The sequence below is a fragment of the Polynucleobacter sp. JS-Mosq-20-D10 genome, assembly GCF_018687755.1.
Taxonomy (GTDB): domain Bacteria; phylum Pseudomonadota; class Gammaproteobacteria; order Burkholderiales; family Burkholderiaceae; genus Polynucleobacter.
Genome location: NZ_CP061305.1, coordinates 1,186,866 through 1,205,299, shown reverse-complemented (window position 1 = coordinate 1,205,299; position 18,434 = coordinate 1,186,866). Strand labels below are relative to the sequence as shown.

General features: G+C 47.6%; 17 protein-coding genes and 1 pseudogene. 17 read left to right on the top strand and 1 reads right to left on the bottom strand.

The features are described from left to right. The first annotated feature begins 3 nt into the window (after positions 1-3). The 5 genes and pseudogenes from surE (at position 4) to rlmD (ending at position 4,500) form a co-directional block, all read left to right on the top strand. Positions 4-798 (top strand): 5'/3'-nucleotidase SurE, encoded by a 795-nt coding sequence (gene surE, locus FD967_RS06195; RefSeq protein WP_215325087.1) that lies wholly within the window; start codon positions 4-6, stop codon positions 796-798. A gap of 29 nt (positions 799-827) precedes the next feature. Next, positions 828-1,451: pseudogene (locus FD967_RS06190) on the top strand (protein-L-isoaspartate(D-aspartate) O-methyltransferase); the annotation flags it as partial. 8 nt (positions 1,452-1,459) lie between these two features. Further along, complete coding sequence (locus tag FD967_RS06185) at positions 1,460-2,227, top strand: peptidoglycan DD-metalloendopeptidase family protein (protein ID WP_251368987.1); 768 nt, start codon at positions 1,460-1,462, stop codon at positions 2,225-2,227. Positions 2,228-2,258: 31 nt separating this feature from the next. Continuing rightward, a complete protein-coding gene (locus FD967_RS06180) occupies positions 2,259-3,080 on the top strand; it encodes a 3'-5' exonuclease (RefSeq protein ID WP_215325084.1) in 822 nt (273 codons plus the stop codon). Further along, the gene (gene rlmD, locus FD967_RS06175; protein WP_215325083.1) at positions 3,073-4,500 is read left to right on the top strand and encodes a 23S rRNA (uracil(1939)-C(5))-methyltransferase RlmD; all 1,428 of its coding nucleotides are present in this window, start codon (positions 3,073-3,075) and stop codon (positions 4,498-4,500) included. The genes FD967_RS06180 and rlmD overlap by 8 nt, the downstream gene beginning before the upstream one ends. A gap of 75 nt (positions 4,501-4,575) precedes the next feature. Here rlmD and FD967_RS06170 read toward each other — a convergent pair whose 3' ends face one another. Then, positions 4,576-5,277, bottom strand: a complete 702-nt coding sequence (locus FD967_RS06170; protein ID WP_215325082.1) for a Bax inhibitor-1 family protein — start codon at positions 5,275-5,277, stop codon at positions 4,576-4,578. Positions 5,278-5,572: 295 nt separating this feature from the next. On the opposite strand from FD967_RS06170, the gene ndk reads away from it, so the two are divergent. From ndk to FD967_RS06110, 12 genes are all read left to right on the top strand, one after another. Further along, the gene (gene ndk / locus FD967_RS06165) at positions 5,573-5,998 is read left to right on the top strand and encodes a nucleoside-diphosphate kinase (protein WP_215307408.1); all 426 of its coding nucleotides are present in this window, start codon (positions 5,573-5,575) and stop codon (positions 5,996-5,998) included. A gap of 91 nt (positions 5,999-6,089) precedes the next feature. Beyond that, a complete protein-coding gene (rlmN, locus tag FD967_RS06160) occupies positions 6,090-7,280 on the top strand; it encodes a 23S rRNA (adenine(2503)-C(2))-methyltransferase RlmN (protein ID WP_215327206.1) in 1,191 nt (396 codons plus the stop codon). A gap of 18 nt (positions 7,281-7,298) precedes the next feature. After that, complete coding sequence (ispG, locus tag FD967_RS06155) at positions 7,299-8,567, top strand: flavodoxin-dependent (E)-4-hydroxy-3-methylbut-2-enyl-diphosphate synthase (RefSeq protein WP_215325081.1); 1,269 nt, start codon at positions 7,299-7,301, stop codon at positions 8,565-8,567. 72 nt (positions 8,568-8,639) lie between these two features. Further along, complete coding sequence (gene hisS / locus FD967_RS06150) at positions 8,640-9,968, top strand: histidine--tRNA ligase (RefSeq protein ID WP_215325080.1); 1,329 nt, start codon at positions 8,640-8,642, stop codon at positions 9,966-9,968. Between the two features lie 47 nt (positions 9,969-10,015). Further along, a complete protein-coding gene (locus FD967_RS06145) occupies positions 10,016-10,675 on the top strand; it encodes a tetratricopeptide repeat protein (protein ID WP_215325079.1) in 660 nt (219 codons plus the stop codon). Next, entirely contained in the window at positions 10,675-11,829 is a 1,155-nt protein-coding gene (gene bamB, locus FD967_RS06140; protein WP_215325078.1) for an outer membrane protein assembly factor BamB, read from the top strand. Before FD967_RS06145 ends, bamB begins: the two co-directional genes overlap by 1 nt. Then, the gene (gene der / locus FD967_RS06135) at positions 11,826-13,190 is read left to right on the top strand and encodes a ribosome biogenesis GTPase Der (protein ID WP_215325077.1); all 1,365 of its coding nucleotides are present in this window, start codon (positions 11,826-11,828) and stop codon (positions 13,188-13,190) included. The genes bamB and der overlap by 4 nt, the downstream gene beginning before the upstream one ends. Positions 13,191-13,361: 171 nt before the next feature. Further along, the gene (gene hfq / locus FD967_RS06130; protein ID WP_114653200.1) at positions 13,362-13,604 is read left to right on the top strand and encodes an RNA chaperone Hfq; all 243 of its coding nucleotides are present in this window, start codon (positions 13,362-13,364) and stop codon (positions 13,602-13,604) included. Continuing rightward, positions 13,564-14,838 carry a GTPase HflX gene (gene hflX, locus FD967_RS06125; RefSeq protein ID WP_256441855.1) on the top strand — a complete coding sequence of 425 codons (1,275 nt, stop codon included), beginning with the start codon at positions 13,564-13,566 and terminating at the stop codon, positions 14,836-14,838. The genes hfq and hflX overlap by 41 nt, the downstream gene beginning before the upstream one ends. Then, on the top strand, positions 14,831-16,336 hold the full coding sequence (gene hflK / locus FD967_RS06120) for an FtsH protease activity modulator HflK (RefSeq protein WP_215325076.1): 1,506 nt from the start codon (positions 14,831-14,833) through the stop codon (positions 16,334-16,336). The genes hflX and hflK overlap by 8 nt, the downstream gene beginning before the upstream one ends. After that, complete coding sequence (gene hflC, locus FD967_RS06115; protein ID WP_215325075.1) at positions 16,336-17,208, top strand: protease modulator HflC; 873 nt, start codon at positions 16,336-16,338, stop codon at positions 17,206-17,208. The genes hflK and hflC overlap by 1 nt, the downstream gene beginning before the upstream one ends. 18 nt (positions 17,209-17,226) lie before the next feature. After that, positions 17,227-18,390 (top strand): ATP phosphoribosyltransferase regulatory subunit, encoded by a 1,164-nt coding sequence (locus tag FD967_RS06110; RefSeq protein WP_215325074.1) that lies wholly within the window; start codon positions 17,227-17,229, stop codon positions 18,388-18,390. The last annotated feature ends 44 nt before the right edge of the window (positions 18,391-18,434 follow it).

Here is an 18,434-nt window from a genome sequence, read left to right as displayed (position 1 = left end):
TTCATGAGTGAAAACACAAAACAGCCGCATATCCTGATTTCGAATGATGATGGCTATCTTGCGCCTGGTCTATTAGCCTTAGTCAATGCCATTCGCCCACTAGGTCGCGTCACAGTGATTGCTCCTGAGCAAAATCACAGTGGTGCATCCAACTCTTTAACACTCTCACGACCACTATCAATACATCGAGTTGCTGGTGGTGAGCGCGATGGATTTTTATTCATTAATGGCACCCCAACGGATTGTGTGCATATCGCCATGACGGGTTTCTTAGATGAGAAGCCAGACCTGGTAGTTTCCGGCATCAATCAAGGTGAGAATATGGGTGAAGATACCCTGTACTCGGGCACTGTGGCTGCTGCAGTTGAAGGTGTGATGTTTGGCGTCCCCGGAATTGCCTTCTCACAAATCGACAAAGGTTGGAATCAGATTGAAGATGCCGCAAAAGCAGCGCACGATATCGTTGCGCAAACGCTGGTATCTAACTTGACTCATGCCAATGGCGCTGCTACTTTGCTGAACGTCAACATTCCGAATCGCCCCTATGCTGATCTTAATCGCTGGCGTGTGACGCGTTTAGGTAATCGCCACCACTCGCAACCAGTAGTGGTGCAAAAAAGTCCACGTGGCGATGATATTTATTGGATTGGTGCTGCAGGGCACGCCAAAGATAGTTCTGAAGGTACGGATTTTCATGCAATTGATGAGGGGTGTATCTCGATCACGCCAATGCAATTAGACCTAACGCATCATGCTCGCTTGGCTGCCATGCGAGCTAATGGCTGGACGCGCGGTTGAGGCCAGCAGCAGAGCGTAATGCCGGTCATCGGCAAGCTTTAGCAGCCAAAGTTCTTGCTGCTGGAGTTAAGCACGGCAAAACCTTAGAAGCGATTGCCACCGTGCCACGTCATGCATTTATGGATGCAGGTATGCATCCTCAAGCCTATCAAGATACTGCTTTACCAATCGGCCACTCACAAACGATTTCTAAGCCATCGGTAGTGGCACGCATGATTGAGCTATTGCATAAGCCCAAGCAATCTTTGGGAAAAGTATTAGAAATTGGCACCGGCTGTGGATACCAAGCGGCTGTTCTCAGCTTGTTATCGGATGAGGTGTATTCGATAGAGCGTATTCGTCCTTTGCACGACATGGCGAGAGAGAAGCTGCGACCTTTTCGCATTAAAAACCTGCGCCTCATTTACGGTGACGGCATTCTGGGTTTGCCTCAAGCAGCCCCGTTTGATGGAATCATTCTGGCAGCAGCTGGTTTGGGTATCCCAGACGCCTTGTTGGATCAATTGGCTATTGGCGGGCGCCTAGTGGCCCCGGTTGCCAAGAATGAGAAAGAGCAGCAATTGATCATGGTTGAGCGGATGAGCTCCCAGCGCTATCAAAGAACCGTTCTGGACGAGGTCTTTTTTGTCCCCTTACAATCGGGGGTAGTATGAAAATCCTGATGAATACTTTTCCCAAATACCTCCTATTGCTACTTGCAATGACTTCTTTGCTGCTCAATGTGGGTTGCTCAACTACTCCGAGAGCTAAACCAGCGAATGTCGTTGATCGTAGTGGCGGCGACAACAACAATGAGCCAACACCTCCAGGCTACTATCGCGTCAAGCGCGGTGATACCTTAGCCCGCATTGCTCTAGATAACGGGCAATCCCCGCGGGATTTAGCGCAGTGGAATAATTTATCGAACCCAAACTTAATTGAAGTGGGTGACCTCGTTTTGGTAAAGCCGCCAGCCAACAGCAAAATGACTGTTAAGCCTATTGCGAAAACAGCTAGCGATCTACCTAAAACCGATACGCCAAGATTAGAGGACCCTAAAGCAGAGCCTGCAAAAGAAGTCGTAGCTGAGCCTGGTATTCGTTTATCGTGGCCAGCCAAAGGTAAGGTTACAGATGATTTCAGTGAAAAGACTAAGGGAATTGATATTGCTGGTAAGTTAGGTGAGCCTGTAACAGCAGCCTCTGAAGGTAAGGTGGTCTACGCCGGCAATAGCTTGCGTGGCTACGGCAATCTTGTCATCATCAAGCATGACAATACCTATCTCACGGCCTATGCCCACAACCGCACACTCTTAGTAAAAGAGGGTGATACGGTCAAGAAGGGTCAGAAGATTGCCGAGATGGGTGATACCGATGCGACTTCAGTCAAGCTCCACTTTGAATTGCGTGTGAATGGCAAGCCGGTAAATCCTACGCCATACATACAGTAATTGCCTTCAATCAATTGTTAGCGATTTGAGTATGGCAACCATTCTCGTTTTCGATATTGAAACTATTCCCGATGTTGCCGGACTGCGTCGACTTAATGACTATCCAGATACCCTGACGGATATTGAAGTTGCTGCTCAGGCAATGGCAGAGCGCGCTGAGAAAACAGGTAGTGATTTCCTTCCGCTGTATTTGCAACGTATCTGCGCTATCTCTTGTGTTATTCGTAGAACCAGTAAAGACGGCTCACCGCAAATTAAGGTTGGCACGCTAGGTACCCCGCAAGATGATGAGAAGGCATTGATTCAGACCTTCTTTGAGCTTGTTGAAAAATATACCCCTCAATTGGTGTCTTGGAATGGCAGTGGTTTTGATCTTCCGGTGCTGCACTACCGCGCATTAGCAAATCACGTTCAAGCACCGCGCTATTGGGAGATGGGCGAGAGCCAAGAAAACGATAGCCGTGAATTTAAGTGGAATAACTACATCAGTCGTTATCACATGCGCCATTTAGATCTGATGGATCTCTTGGCTAAATTTAATGGTCGCGCCAATGCGCCTCTAGATAGTCTAGCGAAACTCTGTGGTTTCCCAGGCAAGATGGGAATGGATGGTAGCCAAGTATGGCCTGCGTATCAAGAGGGCAGAATTGATGAGATTCGTCGCTATTGCGAAACCGATGTGGTCAATACCTATCTGATGTATTGCCGGTTTCAGTTAATGCGTGGTGGCTTTTCATCAGAAGAATATAAAGAAGAAATTACTTTCGTTAAAGCATATTTAGAGAAAGAATCTAAAGAGCCACATGGAGAGCAGTGGCAAGAATATCTCTTAGGCTTTAGCTCGGATGCGTAGAGGAGAAAAGCCAGTCCACATTGTTGTGACTGAGCCAGTACGAGTTGATTCCCTTGATCTAGATGCACAAGGCATTGCGCGCTTAGCACCCAACGAGGAAGAAGCTAATCAAGGCCAAAGCGGTAAAGTCATTTTTATTCAAGGTGCTTTGCCAACCGAGCTAGTTACTTATGTGATTACGCGTGACAAAGCCCGCTTCAGTAAAGCTAAAGTTCTCGATATCCTTAAGCCTGCCGTATTTAGAGCGGAGCCTAAGTGCAAAGCGTTCGGCGTATGCGGTGGTTGCACTATGCAGCACTTGGATATTCGGGCTCAGGTAGCAATGAAGCAGCGCGTACTGGAAGATGACTTAAAACATATCGCCAAAGTAGCGCCCGAAGAGATTCTTCGTCCGATGGGTGGTCCTGCTTGGGAATATCGTCATCGTGCACGCTTAAGTGCCGTCAATCGCTCGATTAAGAAAGGCGCAGTCCTGATTGGATTTCATGAAGGCAAGAGTGGCTATGTCGCTGATATGACTGCTTGCGAGATTTTGCCCAAATCTGTTTCTGATTTGTTGCCAGCAATGCGTCAGTTGGTCAATGGTTTATCCATTGTGGATCGCATGCCCCAAATTGAAATTGCTATAGGTGAGCCCGAGGATCCTAATTCAGATGATCCTAAAAAAGCAAAGCCTGTCACTGCCTTGGTATTCAGAAATCTTTTGCCACTGACGCCAGCAGATGAACAGTTACTCAGAGACTTTGCAGATCAGCATCAGGTTTGGATTTGGTTGCAGCCCAAGGGAATAGAAACCGTTGCGCCGTTCTACCCATTAACCGGCAAGCTTTGTTATCGCCTGCCTGAATTTGAAATCGAGATGCCTTTTAAGCCAGCGGATTTCACACAAGTTAATCACATGATGAATCGTGCATTGGTCAGCAGGGCGATTCGTCTCTTGGATGTTCAGGCAAGTGATCGTGTACTCGACTTATTCTGTGGCATTGGCAACTTCACCTTACCGCTGGCAAGGCGAGCAAATGCCGTCTTAGGTATTGAAGGTTTAGAAACTCTGACAAGCAGAGCTAAAGCCAATGCGGAGCACAATCTGCTCACAGACAAAGTGAGCTTTATGCAAAGCAATCTGTTTGAAGTGACAACCGAAACGATTGCCTCATGGGGTAAGGCTGAACGCTGGTTAATGGATCCACCGCGTGAAGGCGCCATGGAAATATGCCAAGCCCTAGCCCAATTGCATGAGCAGGGCAGTGATCTGTCACCACAACGCATTGTCTATGTCTCCTGTAATCCCAAAACCCTGGCCAGAGATACGGAGATTCTGTGTCATCAAGCAGGCTATACCCTCAAGAGTGCGGGTATCGTCAATATGTTCCCCCATACCTCCCACGTTGAATCCATGGCGGTGTTTGAAAGATCCTGACGGCTCACCAGATTGTGATCGAGGTAAAGAAAAAGGCACCCGTAGGTGCCTTTTCTATTGAAGCTTGACTAACACTTAGTCTCTATTGCCGCCCACAATGCCCAAGAGTGCGAGCAAGTTGGTGAAGACGTTATAGACATCTAGGTAGATAGCTAAAGTAGCCATCACGTAGTTGGTTTCGCCACCGTTGATGATGCGCTGTACGTCAACCAAGATGAAAGCTGAGAAGATCGCAATTGCGAGAACCGTCACAGTAAGCATCAAAGCAGGCAGTTGTAACCAGATATTGGCCAATGAAGCCACGATCAATAGCAGTACACCCACCATCAACCATTTACCCATGCCTGAGAAGTCGCTCTTGCTCACGGTAGCAATGGAGGCCATGACCGCAAAAATTGCCGCAGTGCCACCAAAAGCTAGCATGATCAAGGTAGCGCCATTACTGTAGCTATTGAGGGTGTAACCAACCAAGCCGGACATCATGATGCCCATGAAGAAGGTAAAGCCCAACAGCAACAGAACGCCCGCTCCAGTGTCTTTATTTTTCTCAATCGCCCAAAAGAAGCCAAAAGCGATTGCCATAAAGACGATGAAGCCTAGAAAAGGACTGCCCGCCATGAAGTTAAGCCCAAAAGCAACGCCAAGCCATGCACCAATGACAGTAGGAACCATCGAGAGCGCCAAAAGGGCGTATGTGTTGCGCAGTACGCGGTTGCGTACTTGAGGGGTGCTAATCGAGCCAGTTTGCCCAAAGCCGTAAGAGTTTAGATCGCTCATATTGACTCCTTTTTTCAAAGTAAAAACATAAGCCCACAAGGGACTGTTGACAGTAAGTATAGACAAAATAGGGTAATTTCAAGCCCCCCATGAAAAGGACTACAAATTGAAGGGTTATGCCCTGTAAATTCAAGGGCTTAGCCACTCTCAGATCAGGGTAAATACGGTCAGCCGATGTATAATTTGGGGGTCGCCGAAAATCCTGGCGCGTTGTAGGAGGCGGAGGAGAAGTTCTCTCTGGGCCTAATTCAGCGCCAATTCAGCAAAATCTTTGAAATCACTATTGGAGTTTTACATGGCTATTGAACGCACCCTTTCTATTATCAAACCTGACGCTGTAGCAAAAAATGTCATTGGCAAGATCTATGACCGTTTCGAATCTGCTGGTTTGAAGATTGTTGCGTCCAGAATGGCGCATTTGTCACAAGCTGAAGCTGAGCAGTTCTACGCAGTTCACTCAGCACGTCCCTTCTTTAAGGATTTGGTGAGCTTCATGATTTCTGGTCCTGTCATGATTCAGGTATTGGAAGGCGAAGGCGCAATTGCTAAGAACCGTGACTTGATGGGCGCTACCGATCCTAAGAAGGCAGACAAAGGCACTATCCGTGCTGACTTTGCTGACAGCATCGATGCAAATGCGGTTCATGGTTCTGATGCTCCTGAAACTGCTGCTGTCGAAGTTGCATTCTTCTTCGCTGGCATGAACGTTTTCAATCGTTAATTCACGATTGCGAACGAATAAGCTATTTAATACATAAGTAGTCGCATTGACCTCCCCGCGCGTAAATCTCTTAGATTTTGACGCTGACCAAATGGCAGCGTATGTCGCGGGGTTGAATGAAAAGCCCTTTAGGGCAAAGCAGCTCATGCAGTGGATACACCAACGCGGTGTTTCTAACATCAATGACATGAGTGATTTAGCAAAAAGCTTTAGAGCAACGCTGCTTGATAAGGCAGAAGTTCTTTCACTTCCAATCATTAAAGATGAGCATGCAGCCGATGGCACCCGAAAGTGGTTGCTCGATGTTGGCGCTGGAAATGCTGTGGAGTCTGTATTTATTCCTGAAGATGATCGTGGCACCTTGTGCATTTCGTCTCAGGCTGGTTGTGCAGTCAATTGCCGTTTTTGCTCAACCGGACATCAAGGCTTCTCACGCAATCTCACCGCCGGTGAAATCATTGGCCAACTCTGGTTTGCAGAACATTTGCTCCGCACTGATCCGAATGCAGTTCGCCGTATTGAGAAATACCCAACCCCAGGTTGGGATCATACGGGTCGTGTGATTTCGAATGTGGTGCTGATGGGCATGGGTGAGCCTTTGCTCAACTATGACAACGTGGTGACTGCTTTACGTTTGATGCTCGATGATAGGGCCTATGGTTTATCGCGTCGTCGTGTGACTCTGTCTACCTCTGGTGTAGTACCGATGATTGATCGCTTGGCACAAGATTGCCCAGTCGCATTGGCGGTGTCATTGCATGCACCAAACGACAAGCTACGCGATCAACTCGTGCCACTCAACCAAAAATATCCATTAAGAGAATTGCTTGCTGCGTGCGAACGGTATTTACCTTTTGCCCCAAGAGATTTCTTAACCTTTGAATACTGCATGCTCGATGGTGTCAATGACTCTGACATACAAGCCAAAGAACTCGTTCGTTTATTAGCAAACATCAAGTGCAAAATTAATCTGATTCCATTTAATCCTTTTCCAGAATCTGGATTAAAACGCTCATCAGCTCAGCGTGTTCATGCCTTCGCCAGCATTTTGTTGGACGCGGGTATGGTGGCTACTGTTCGTAAAACCCGTGGCGATGATATTGCCGCAGCCTGTGGTCAATTAGCGGGTGATGTGGTTGACCGCACCAGAGTGCGTGAGCGTGCCGTGCATGACAAGCAGATGAATTTGGGTCAAGATGAGAATGCTGATAGTCTTGATGATGAAGAGCAAGAGTACCAAACCGAGCGCCCAGTGCAATGGCTTAAAAGATTAGATGACTAATTTCATAAAAAGAGTCCTATGAGTGATACATCAAGCAATTCTCCCCAGCTGCCCTTAGGCCCATCGCCAAAACGGGAAACACGTCAGGCAACGGTTGCCTGGAAAACTAACATTATTACGATTGGTGGTAACGCGCCAGTGCGCGTGCAATCGATGACCAATACTGATACTGCTGATGCAGTCGGTACCGCTATACAGATTAAAGAGTTGGCTCGCGCTGGTTCAGAGATGGTGCGCATTACTGTGGATACGCCAGCTGCAGCTGCTGCGGTTCCCTATATTCGCGAACAGTTAGACAAGATGGATGTCTTAGTGCCATTGATTGGTGACTTTCACTACAACGGTCATACTCTATTAAAAGACTACCCCGAGTGTGCCAAGGCTTTATCGAAGTATCGAATTAATCCTGGTAATGTAGGCAAGGGCGCTAAACGTGATCCGCAATTTGCGCAAATGATTGAAGCGGCCTGCACATACGACAAGCCGATTCGGATTGGCGTGAATTGGGGCAGCTTGGATCAAGACTTACTAGCCAGCATCATGGATGCTAATGCAGCACTGCCCGTACCCAAGACTGCGCAAGAGGTCATGATTGAGGCTTTGATTCAGTCAGCTTTGCAGTCCGCCGAAAAAGCGGTGGAGTTTGGTATGAATCCAAACCAAATTATTTTGTCTTGCAAAGTCAGTAACGTACAAGATTTGGTCGCAGTGTATCGTGATCTCTCCAATCGCTCAGATTACCCATTACATTTGGGATTAACCGAGGCAGGTATGGGAAGCAAAGGTATTGTTTCCTCAACTGCGGCATTAGGTATCTTGTTGCAAGAGGGTATTGGTGACACCATTCGAGTTTCTCTAACACCTGACCCAGGTGCGCCACGAGAGAATGAAATCATTGTGGCCCAAGAGATTTTGCAAACGATGGGATTGCGTAATTTCACACCCATGGTGATTGCCTGCCCGGGTTGTGGCAGAACGACGAGTACCACCTTTCAAGAGTTAGCCGCCAATATTCAATCGTATCTACGTCAGCAGATGCCGGTGTGGAAAAAAACCCATCCGGGTGTTGAGGCAATGAATGTCGCTGTGATGGGTTGTATTGTGAATGGCCCCGGTGAGAGTAAGCACGCTAATATAGGCATCTCATTACCGGGCACTGGTGAGACTCCTGCTGCACCTGTATTTGTGGATGGCGTCAAAGTCAAAACCTTGCGTGGCGATAATATTGCTCAAGAGTTTCAGGTCATTGTCGATGAGTACGTCAAGCAGAATTACGCTCCGAAGTAAGAGCAAGACAAAAGCTAGAACAAGAACAAAAACCTACAGCAACAATAAAAAAGAAATCTACCAAAGCACCTCATGACTGACCAGGCAAACCTAGCTAAAGCACAAAAGATTCAGAAAATTAATGGCGTACGCGGCATGAATGACCTCTTGCCAGCAGATGCTGCGCAGTGGACCCATTTAGAGCATGTTCTGCGTGACCTTACACGTGCCTATGGTTATGAATTCTTACGCACTCCGATTGTTGAGGCGACTGCAGTATTTCAGCGCGGGATTGGTGAAGTAACTGACATTGTTGAAAAAGAGATGTATTCGTTTGAAGATCGCCTTAATGGTGAGCAGCTCACATTGCGTCCAGAGGGGACTGCTGCTGTAGTTCGCTCCGTGGTTGAAAACAATTTGCTGTACGAAGGACCAAAGCGTCTTTGGTACACCGGTCCTATGTTCCGTCATGAGCGTCCACAGCGTGGTCGCTATCGCCAGTTTCACCAATTTGGTATTGAAGCCTTAGGTTTTGCTGGCCCAGATATCGATGCAGAAATCATTTTGATGGGTCAACGTTTGTGGGATGAGCTTGGACTGAAGGGCGTACGGCTGGAGATTAATTCTCTAGGTCAAGCCAATGAGCGTGCTGAGCATCGTGCCGCCTTGGTAACGTACTTCGAGAAAAACAAAGAGCAGCTCGATGAAGATTCCCAACGTCGTTTATTAACTAACCCCTTGCGCATCTTGGATTCTAAGAATCCGGCAATGCAAGATTTAATTGATGGTGCACCTAAGTTATTAGAATTCTTAGGCGAAGAACCGCTAAAGCATTTTGAAGCAGTTCAAGCATTACTCAAGGCCAATAACATCCCTTGCAAAATCAACCCCCGCTTGGTACGTGGTTTGGATTATTACAACTTAACTGTTTTTGAGTGGATTACCGAAGAGTTAGGGGCTCAAGGCACGATTGCCGGTGGCGGTCGCTATGACCCCTTGATTGAGCGTATGGGTGGTAAAGCTGCTCCAGCCTGCGGCTGGGCAATGGGAATGGAGCGTGTCCTGGAGCTCATGAAGGTTTCTGGGTCTTTGCCAGAAGCACAGGCCCAATGCGATGCTTTTGTTATTCACCAAGGGGGTGAGACCCTGACTGCAGCCATGATTATTGCTGAGCGCCTGCGTAATGCGGGCATCGATGCCATCCTGTTTTGCCCTCCCGATGGTCAGGCTGCTAGCTTTAAGTCGCAAATGAAGAAGGCGGACTCGAGTGGCGCAGCCTATGCTGTAATCATTGGGCCAGATGAATTAGCTAAGAATGAGGCTCAACTCAAAGATTTGCGTAGCACTGGTGACCAGAAGGCAGTAGACCTCGAGAGCGTTGTGGAAGCGGTAATTGATGCCATAGTTGGTGCCACCGAATAGAATGAAGACATTCATTATTAATACTGTATTTATTTGCTTGGATTGACATGCCTTTAGACCTAGAAGAACAAGAACAATTAGATCAACTTAAAGCATTTTGGCTAAAGTATCGCAACCTGATTACTGGTGTGGTGACGGCTGCTTTATTTGCCTATGCAGGGCAAAGCGGATATCAATGGTGGCGTACTAGTCAAGCTGCAGCGGCATCACAGTTGTACGAGACCATGGTTACTGCAATCAACAAAGGCGATAAAGATCAAACTTTGCGTGCCGCTGATGATTTGCAAAAACAGTTCTCTGGTACGCCCTATGCTGCAATGTCCAGTTTAGTAGCCGCAAAGATTTCCTCTGATGCAGGTGACACGGCAAAGGCGATGGATTATTTACGCTGGGCTACGAAGAATGCATCTGACCAGGGATATTTAGCTTTAGCTAAATTACGGCTTACAGCGCAATTAATTGAGCTTGGTACAGAAAAGGATTTTGCAGAGGCAGATACGATTCTGAAAGAAAAGCCCGTATCCGGTTTTGAGGCTTTGTGGTCAGAGCGTCGCGGCGATTGGTATTTGGCTCAAAAGAATACGGCTGATGCTCGTAAGAGTTATGAAGCTGCATGGAAGCAGTTAAATGATGCGAAAGAATTTCCTGAAGAGGCGCGTCGTCTCTTAAAAGTTAAATTAGACGCCGTCGGAGGAGTTGCTCAGTGATGATGGATTGCAAACGTGTAGCAAAACTAGCAAGTGCAGCCCTTGTGCTGGGCTCCTTAGTGATTGCACTGGCAGCTTGTTCAGGTAGCTCGCGTGTACGCAAGCCTGCGGAGCTAGTTCCTGTCAGCAATCAATTTGATTTTGCTCCCGTATGGTCAACCAGCGTGGGTTCATCTGAGCCCTTTAATTTTCATCCTGCGGTGGCGGGTGATGCCGTTTATGCCGCCTCTCATCGCGGCAATCTCGTCAAAATTGATTTACGCACTGGTCAAAAAGTATGGGAAGTATCTGTACCAGATCGCCTCTCGATTGGACCTGGATCGGATGGTCGCACTACGGCAGTAGTCACCACCAAAGGGACTGTCTATGCCTACGACGATACTGGCAAGCCCATTTGGAATGTCATCGTTGGTAGTGAGGTCCTATCAGAGCCAGTGGTTGCTGGCGGCGTAGTCATCATTCGTACTTTGGATAATCGCTTTGTTGGCTTTGATGCTCAGACGGGTGTGCGTAAGTGGACTTATCAACGTCAGCAGTCTGCTCTGTCATTGCGCGTTGGTTACGGCATGCTTGCTATTGGTAATGAGGTGATCGTAACTGGATTCGCTGGCGGTCGCTTTGGCATGATTGCAATTGCGAATGGCGGTTTAGTTTGGGAAACCCCCGTTTCGTTTCCAAAAGGATTTTCTGAAATTGAGCGCCTCAATGATGTGACAGCTAAGCCCAGCATGGAAGGCGAAATCATTTGCGCCGTCTCTTATCAGGGTCGTGTAGGTTGCGGTCAAGCGCGCACAGGTAATTTATTGTGGTTCAAAGATTATTCAAGCTATACCGGCACAGCGCAAAGTCCTGATTTGGTTTTCTCCTCAAACGAAAAATCGCATGTCACCGCCTTTGCCGTCAAGGATGGTTCCCAAGCTTGGGAAAATACGCAGCTGACATTTAGAGATGTCGGTGAGCCGATGGCTGTTGGTAAGGTCTTACTCGTTGGTGATGCGCAAGGTTATGTGCATGCACTCTCACAAGCGAATGGTGAAATGCTGGCACGAATTCGTCATGACAGTAGTCCCATCACAGCCGCACCGATTGCGGTGAACGGCCTCATCTTGGTTCAGTCTCAAGGTGGAAAAATAGCGGCGTATAGTCCAAAATGAATCCAGTAATCACTATTGTTGGTCGTCCTAACGTTGGCAAATCGACACTCTTTAATCGCTTAACGCGTTCACGTGATGCTTTGGTTGCAGACTTCTCTGGCCTAACTCGTGACCGTCACTACGGTAAAGGTCGCATTGGCGAACGCGCATTTATTTGCGTAGACACCGGTGGTTTTGAGCCTGTTGCTAAGACCGGTATTGTGGCCGAGATGGCCAAGCAAACGAAGCAAGCCGTTGCTGAATCCGACATTATCATTTTCTTGGTGGATGGCCGTTTGGGTATGGCTCCACAGGATCGCGTGATTGCAGATTTCTTGCGCAAGACTGGCAGGCCGATCATTCTGGCGGTGAACAAAACTGAAGGTATGCAGGCTGGCGTGGTCACTGCAGACTTTCATGAACTGGGTTTAGGCGAACCATTTCCGATCTCATCAGCGCATGGTGATGGTGTACGCGGTTTGATTGACGATGCTTTGGATTCCTTAGGCATTCCAGAGCCAGAACCAGAAGAACAAGAAAATGACCCTAATCGCCCAATGAAGATTGCGGTAGTGGGTCGTCCTAACGTTGGCAAATCCACCTTGATCAATAAATTGATCGGTGAAGAGCGTGTGATCGCATTTGATATGCCAGGCACAACCCGTGATGCAATTGAGGTACCGTTTGAACGCAATGGCAAGCCTTATATCCTGGTAGATACTGCAGGCCTGCGCCGTCGTGGAAAAGTATTTGAAGCAATTGAAAAATTTTCAGTTGTTAAAACATTGCAAGCGATTGCTGATTGCAATGTGGTCATTCTGATGCTCGATGCCCAGCAGGATATTTCTGAGCAAGACGCCCATATTGCTGGATTTATTGTGGAGGCAGGACGTGCGCTAGTAGTGGCCGTGAATAAGTGGGACGGTCTTGACTCTTACGTTAAAGAGCGCGCGCGTTTAGAGATTGCTCAAAAATTACGCTTCCTCGATTTTGCAAACGTCCATCCGATTTCTGCTAAGAAGGGCACTGGCCTTAAAGAGTTATTTAAAGACGTTGATCTGGCTTATGCCGCCGCCATGGCGAAATTGCCAACCCCGAAACTGACTCGCATTTTGCAGGATGCCATTGAGCACCAGCAGCCTAAGCGTGTGGGCATGGGTCGTCCAAAATTGCGCTATGCCCACCAGGGCGGTATGAATCCCCCTATTGTGGTGATTCATGGAACCTCTTTGAGCGGAGTTACCGATAGCTATAAGCGCTATTTGGAAGGTCGCTTCAGAGAGGTGTTTAAGTTAACGGGTACCCCATTACGTATTCAAATGAATACCGCAAAAAACCCTTATGTTGATGCGGACAAGGGTAAAAAAGGTAAAAAGAAGTAAAAAAGCAAAAATAGCGCTACAGTTTTAATTGTGTTTTAAGTGGGGGGACTTGTTTTTTTAGTATTAGCCCCCTTATGTTGGAGACATACAGTCGTTTTAGCATTGCCTAGTAATAGATAAAAAAAGCAAGACTCCCAAAATAGCAGCAAAGAAAAACCATTAAGGAGCAGTATGAACAACAGTAAAATCCAGTTACTACAGGATCCTTTCCTCAATGCCCTGCGCAAAGAGCATGTTCCTGTCTCTATTTATCTTGTCAACGGCATTAAGCTGCAAGGCAATATTGAATCGTTCGATCAATACGTGGTCCTCTTGCGCAATACCGTAACTCAGATGGTCTACAAACACGCTATTTCTACGATTGTTCCCGCTCGTGCAGTGGAGTTCCGCACGGAAGAAGTTAGCTCTGTTTAAAACGGGTATAGATGCGGCACGTGCCGTTCTAGTTGGTGTCGACACAGGCCGTGAAGATTTTGCGGACAGCATGGCAGAACTCAGCCTGCTTGCACAGAGTGCCGGTTCTATACCCATCACTACCGTGATTGCCCGCAAGGGTAAAACGGATCCCGCTTTGTTTATTGGCTCAGGCAAGGCGAACGAAGTTAAAAAAGCAATGGAAGAGCAAGATGCTGAATTGGTCATCTTTAACCATCCACTTTCCCCAACCCAGCAACGTAATTTAGAGCGCCATATTGGCTTTCATGTGATGGACCGCACGGGCTTGATTTTGGACATCTTTAGCCAAAGAGCTCAAAGTCATATCGGTAAAACGCAGGTTGAGTTGGCCCAAGTTCGCTATCGCATGTCTAGATTAGTGCGTGCCTGGAGTCACTTGGAGCGTCAACGTGGCGGTATTGGTGTGCGTGGCGGCCCTGGTGAAACCCAGATGGAATTAGATCGACGAATGCTCGCGACCAAGGCGAAGCGTCTAGAGCTTGAGTTAGAGAAGCTTCAGCGCCAGCAGAGAACCCAAAGAAGAGCCCGTAAGCGTAGGGATGTTTTTTCGGTTTCCCTGGTTGGCTATACCAATGCTGGCAAATCCACCTTGTTTAATTCCCTTACAAAAGCAGGGACTTATGCGGCAGATCAGTTGTTTGCAACACTGGATACAACCTCCCGTAAAGTCCACTTAGACGGTGTGGGTTCAATTGTGGTTTCCGATACAGTAGGCTTTATCCGTGAGTTACCGCACCAGCTGGTGGAGGCATTCAGGGCTACCTTGGATGAAACTATTCATGCAGATCTGATTCTGCACGTAATTGACGCCTGTAGCCCTGTCGCAAGGGAGCAAAAGGCCGAAGTGGAGGCTGTTTTACGAGAAATTGGGGCCGATGACATCCCCCGTATCGAGATCATGAACAAGATTGACCAGATGCCTCAGACCTTTACGGAGGGGGCTGTCTTGGTTCGCGATTCCGAGGGAATTCCGAGTCAGGTTTTCCTCTCCGCCAAGACTGGCCTAGGCCTTGATTTATTGCGCTCAGCCCTTGCTGAATGCTCTCAAATGACTGATAGAATAAGGGTCGAGCAGAATCGCGCCAAAGTTCAAATGGACCCAGACGAGTTTTTAGCTCCTTTACCAGAACGACCAGAAACTTCCGAATTTAATCCGATTCCTAACCGTAAGTACTCACCAAACGATGCGTAAATTTCTCGAACTGTTTTCGGTCAATGATCCAGGCTGGGGTAATAGTCACCCAGGTAACGGATCTAAAGATGCCAAAGAGGGTCAAGGTTCTGATCAGGCTCCAAAAGTAGATCCTGCTAAACCGGGGTCGGATAAGCCTGTTGAAACTCAACCTCAAAATCAGCCTGCGCGACCAAATGGTCCTCCAGATTTAGATGAGTTATGGCGCGACTTTAATGACCGTCTGAGCGGTATTTTTGGTGGCAAGAAAATGCCTGGCTCCACATCAGGTACGCCAGCAAACAAGCCGAACAGTACTGATATTCCGCCACCATCCCAGCGCGGGAATGGTGGCGGTAATGGTGGCGGTGGTGGCTTTAATGGCCCCAACTTTAATTTCACCAACCCCTTTGGATCTAAAGTCACGGTGATCATGGCTGCGGGTGGTGTACTACTACTGTGGATTTTCAGTGGTTTCTACATCATTCAAGAAGGTCAGTCGGGCGTGGTTACTACGTTTGGTAAGTATGCTTACACCGCAGGGCCTGGTATTAACTGGCGTATGCCTTGGCCCGTTCAGACTGAGCAAATTGTCAACGTCTCCGGGGTGCGTTCCGTTGAAGTTGGTCGTTCTATTTTGATTAAAGCAACCAATCAAAAAGACACTTCTATGCTCACTGAAGATGAAAACATCATTGATGTGCGTTTTGCAGTTCAGTACCGTTTAAAAGATCCAACCGATTATTTGTTTAACAATCGTGATCCCGATACCACTGTGGTGCAAGCTGCAGAAACTGCGGTACGTGAAATTGTGGCACGTAGCAAAATGGATACCGTTTTGTACGAAGGCCGTGAAAAGATTGCTATTGATTTAGCTGGCTCAATACAGAAAATTTTAGATAGCTATAAAACTGGTATTTATGTAACGAGCGTGACTGTTCAAAACGTCCAGCCACCTGAGCAAGTGCAAGCTTCATTTGATGATGCTGTTAAGGCTGGCCAAGATCAAGAGCGCCTCAAGAGTGAAGGTCAGGCATATGCGAACGATATCATTCCGCGCGCTAAGGGTACGGCTGATCGTCTTATTCAAGAGGCTGAAGGTTACAAGTCTAGAGTGGTTGCAACCGCAGAGGGGGATGCAAACCGCTTTAAGCAAGTATTGACTGAGTACGCAAAAGCGCCAGGTGTGACTCGCGATCGTATGTACATTGATAGCATGCGCGAGATGTACAACAACGTGTCTAAAGTTTTAGTAGACACCACGAAGAGCAACAGCATGCTTTATTTGCCTTTAGATAAAATCATTGCCCAAGTGAGCGCAGAAAGCACGCAAGTCGCAACTGGTCAGGCGCCAACTTCAACGCCTACTGGGTCTGTGACAGTGGGAGGTGCGACAGGTAATCCAGCAGCCCCATTTAGTAACAATACAGCTAGCCCCAGCCCCAGCAATACCTCAGGCATTGGCGCTTCCGATAAACGCGACGGCTTGAGAAACCGCGATAGAGGGGATGCAAGATAATGAATGCAAATCGTCTCTTAGCCGCCATTGCTGGCCTGATTGGGCTTTTCTATATTCTGACTTCAAGTATTTTTGTAGTCGATCAGCGTAACTTTGCTGTGGTGTTTTCATTTGGGCAAATTGTGCGCGTGATTGAGCAGCCTGGCTTGCAAGTTAAGTTCCCAGCGCCCTTTGAAAACGTGCGCTTCTTTGATCGTCGTATTTTGACGATTGACACCCCGGAAGCGGAGCGCTTTATTACTTCTGAGAAGAAAAATCTCTTGGTAGATTCTTATGTCAAGTGGCGTATTGTTGACCCTCGCAAGTTCTTTGTTAGCTTTAAAGGTGATGAGCGCTTGGCACAAGATCGCTTAACTCAGTTAGTGCGGTCTGCCTTGAATGAAGAATTTACTAAACGTACGGTCAGGGAGATCATTTCAGATCAACGTGAGCAAGTGATGCAGGGTATCCGTAAAAAAGTAGCTGACGATGCCTCTGATATTGGCGTTGAAATCGTTGACGTTCGCCTCAAACGAGTTGATCTACTGGCTGAAATTAGTGACTCCGTTTATAGGCGGATGGAAGCAGAGCGTAAACGCGTCGCCAATGAGCTACGCTCGACAGGCGCTGCAGAGTCAGACAAGATTCGAGCCAATGCAGAGCGTCAGCGTGACACGATTTTGGCTGAAGCATACCGTGAAGCGCAGAAAATTAAAGGCTCTGGTGATGCCACGGCTACTGCTTTGTATGCAGATGCATTTGGACGTGACCCTCAGTTTGCGCAGTTCTATCAAAGTCTCCAGGCCTACCGAAGTTCCTTTAAAGATAAGAAAGATGTCATGGTGCTTGAACCTAACGGCGAGTTCTTTAAATTCATGCATAAAAAAAATTAAGAGTGAATATTTCAAATCATGAATCGCTGGTTACTTCCTGAAGATATTGCTGATGTTTTGCCAGCCGAGGCTCGCAAGGTAGAGACTCTGCGTCGCGCTATTTTGGATATGTATCAATCCTATGGCTATGAGCTAGTTGCCCCTCCGATATTGGAGTTCCTAGATTCTTTGCTCACTGGCACTGGTTCAGATCTCAATTTACAAACATTTAAATTGGTCGATCAGTTGTCTGGCCGTACATTAGGCCTGCGTGCCGATATGACTCCGCAAGTTGCTCGTATTGATGCGCACTTACTCAATCGTAAAGGCGTAACCCGCCTCTGCTATGCAGGGTCTGTTGCTCATGCGCGCACACCAGTAGGCAGCTCCGCTCGCGAAGAATTACAACTTGGCGCAGAGATTTATGGATGCGCTACTTCGGAAGCCGATTTCGAGGCCGTTACTTTACTGCTACGAACTTTGCGTGTGGCTGGACTGAATAAGGTGTACCTCGATCTTTCGCATGCGGGTGTACTTGAAGGAATTCTGGATGGGCAAGTTAAAGAGAGGGGTGAAGTTGAGGCTCTGTATAGCTTGCTGCAAAGCAAGGATCGACCACGTTTGGCTATCTGGGCTAAAGCACTGCCAGCGAAATCTGCGCAAGCCTTAATGGCTCTTACTGAATTAAATGGCCCTTGTGCGCAAGTATTAGCTGGCGCTAGAAAGTCTTTGCCGAAACATCAATTGATTGATGAGGCCTTGACTCAATTAGAAAATTTAGCTGCAGCCACTGATGCACTTCCTGGCAATGTTGAGCTCAGTATCGATCTGGCGGATTTGCGTGGATATCAATATCACAGCGGTGTGATGTTCGCAGCTTATGTTGATCAGTTGCCACAACCAATTGCTAGGGGTGGCAGATATGATCATGTCGGTCAAGCATTTGGGCGCTCCCGTCCCGCAACTGGCTTTTCTATGGATTTATTGACTCTGGCTAACCTTGCGCCTTTAGCGCAAAAAAAGTCCGCTATCGTAGCGCCTTGGACTTTGGAGGCTAGCCTAGCTAGCAAGATTGCCGAGTTGCGAGATGCTGGTGAAGTGGTCATCCAAGCACTTGGCGGTGATGATGTAGAAACCGCTGAATATCATTGTGATCGTGAGTTAGTAAAGCAAGATAGCTCATGGGTAGTAAAAAAGAAGTAAAAGCTTTATTAAAAACACACTAATTCTGTAATTATCTTTTGGAT

What these genes read in the sequence shown, in the direction of transcription:
- surE (WP_215325087.1), top strand. Translation starts at nt 4, where the DNA reads ATGAGTGAAAACACAAAACAGCCGCATATCCTGATTTCGAATGATGAT.
- FD967_RS06185 (WP_251368987.1), top strand. Translation starts at nt 1,460, where the DNA reads ATGAATACTTTTCCCAAATACCTCCTATTGCTACTTGCAATGACTTCT.
- FD967_RS06180 (WP_215325084.1), top strand. Translation starts at nt 2,259, where the DNA reads ATGGCAACCATTCTCGTTTTCGATATTGAAACTATTCCCGATGTTGCC.
- rlmD (WP_215325083.1), top strand. Translation starts at nt 3,073, where the DNA reads ATGCGTAGAGGAGAAAAGCCAGTCCACATTGTTGTGACTGAGCCAGTA.
- FD967_RS06170 (WP_215325082.1), bottom strand. Translation starts at nt 5,277, where the DNA reads ATGAGCGATCTAAACTCTTACGGCTTTGGGCAAACTGGCTCGATTAGC.
- ndk (WP_215307408.1), top strand. Translation starts at nt 5,573, where the DNA reads ATGGCTATTGAACGCACCCTTTCTATTATCAAACCTGACGCTGTAGCA.
- rlmN (WP_215327206.1), top strand. Translation starts at nt 6,090, where the DNA reads ATGGCAGCGTATGTCGCGGGGTTGAATGAAAAGCCCTTTAGGGCAAAG.
- ispG (WP_215325081.1), top strand. Translation starts at nt 7,299, where the DNA reads ATGAGTGATACATCAAGCAATTCTCCCCAGCTGCCCTTAGGCCCATCG.
- hisS (WP_215325080.1), top strand. Translation starts at nt 8,640, where the DNA reads ATGACTGACCAGGCAAACCTAGCTAAAGCACAAAAGATTCAGAAAATT.
- FD967_RS06145 (WP_215325079.1), top strand. Translation starts at nt 10,016, where the DNA reads ATGCCTTTAGACCTAGAAGAACAAGAACAATTAGATCAACTTAAAGCA.
- bamB (WP_215325078.1), top strand. Translation starts at nt 10,675, where the DNA reads ATGATGGATTGCAAACGTGTAGCAAAACTAGCAAGTGCAGCCCTTGTG.
- der (WP_215325077.1), top strand. Translation starts at nt 11,826, where the DNA reads ATGAATCCAGTAATCACTATTGTTGGTCGTCCTAACGTTGGCAAATCG.
- hfq (WP_114653200.1), top strand. Translation starts at nt 13,362, where the DNA reads ATGAACAACAGTAAAATCCAGTTACTACAGGATCCTTTCCTCAATGCC.
- hflK (WP_215325076.1), top strand. Translation starts at nt 14,831, where the DNA reads ATGCGTAAATTTCTCGAACTGTTTTCGGTCAATGATCCAGGCTGGGGT.
- hflC (WP_215325075.1), top strand. Translation starts at nt 16,336, where the DNA reads ATGAATGCAAATCGTCTCTTAGCCGCCATTGCTGGCCTGATTGGGCTT.
- FD967_RS06110 (WP_215325074.1), top strand. Translation starts at nt 17,227, where the DNA reads ATGAATCGCTGGTTACTTCCTGAAGATATTGCTGATGTTTTGCCAGCC.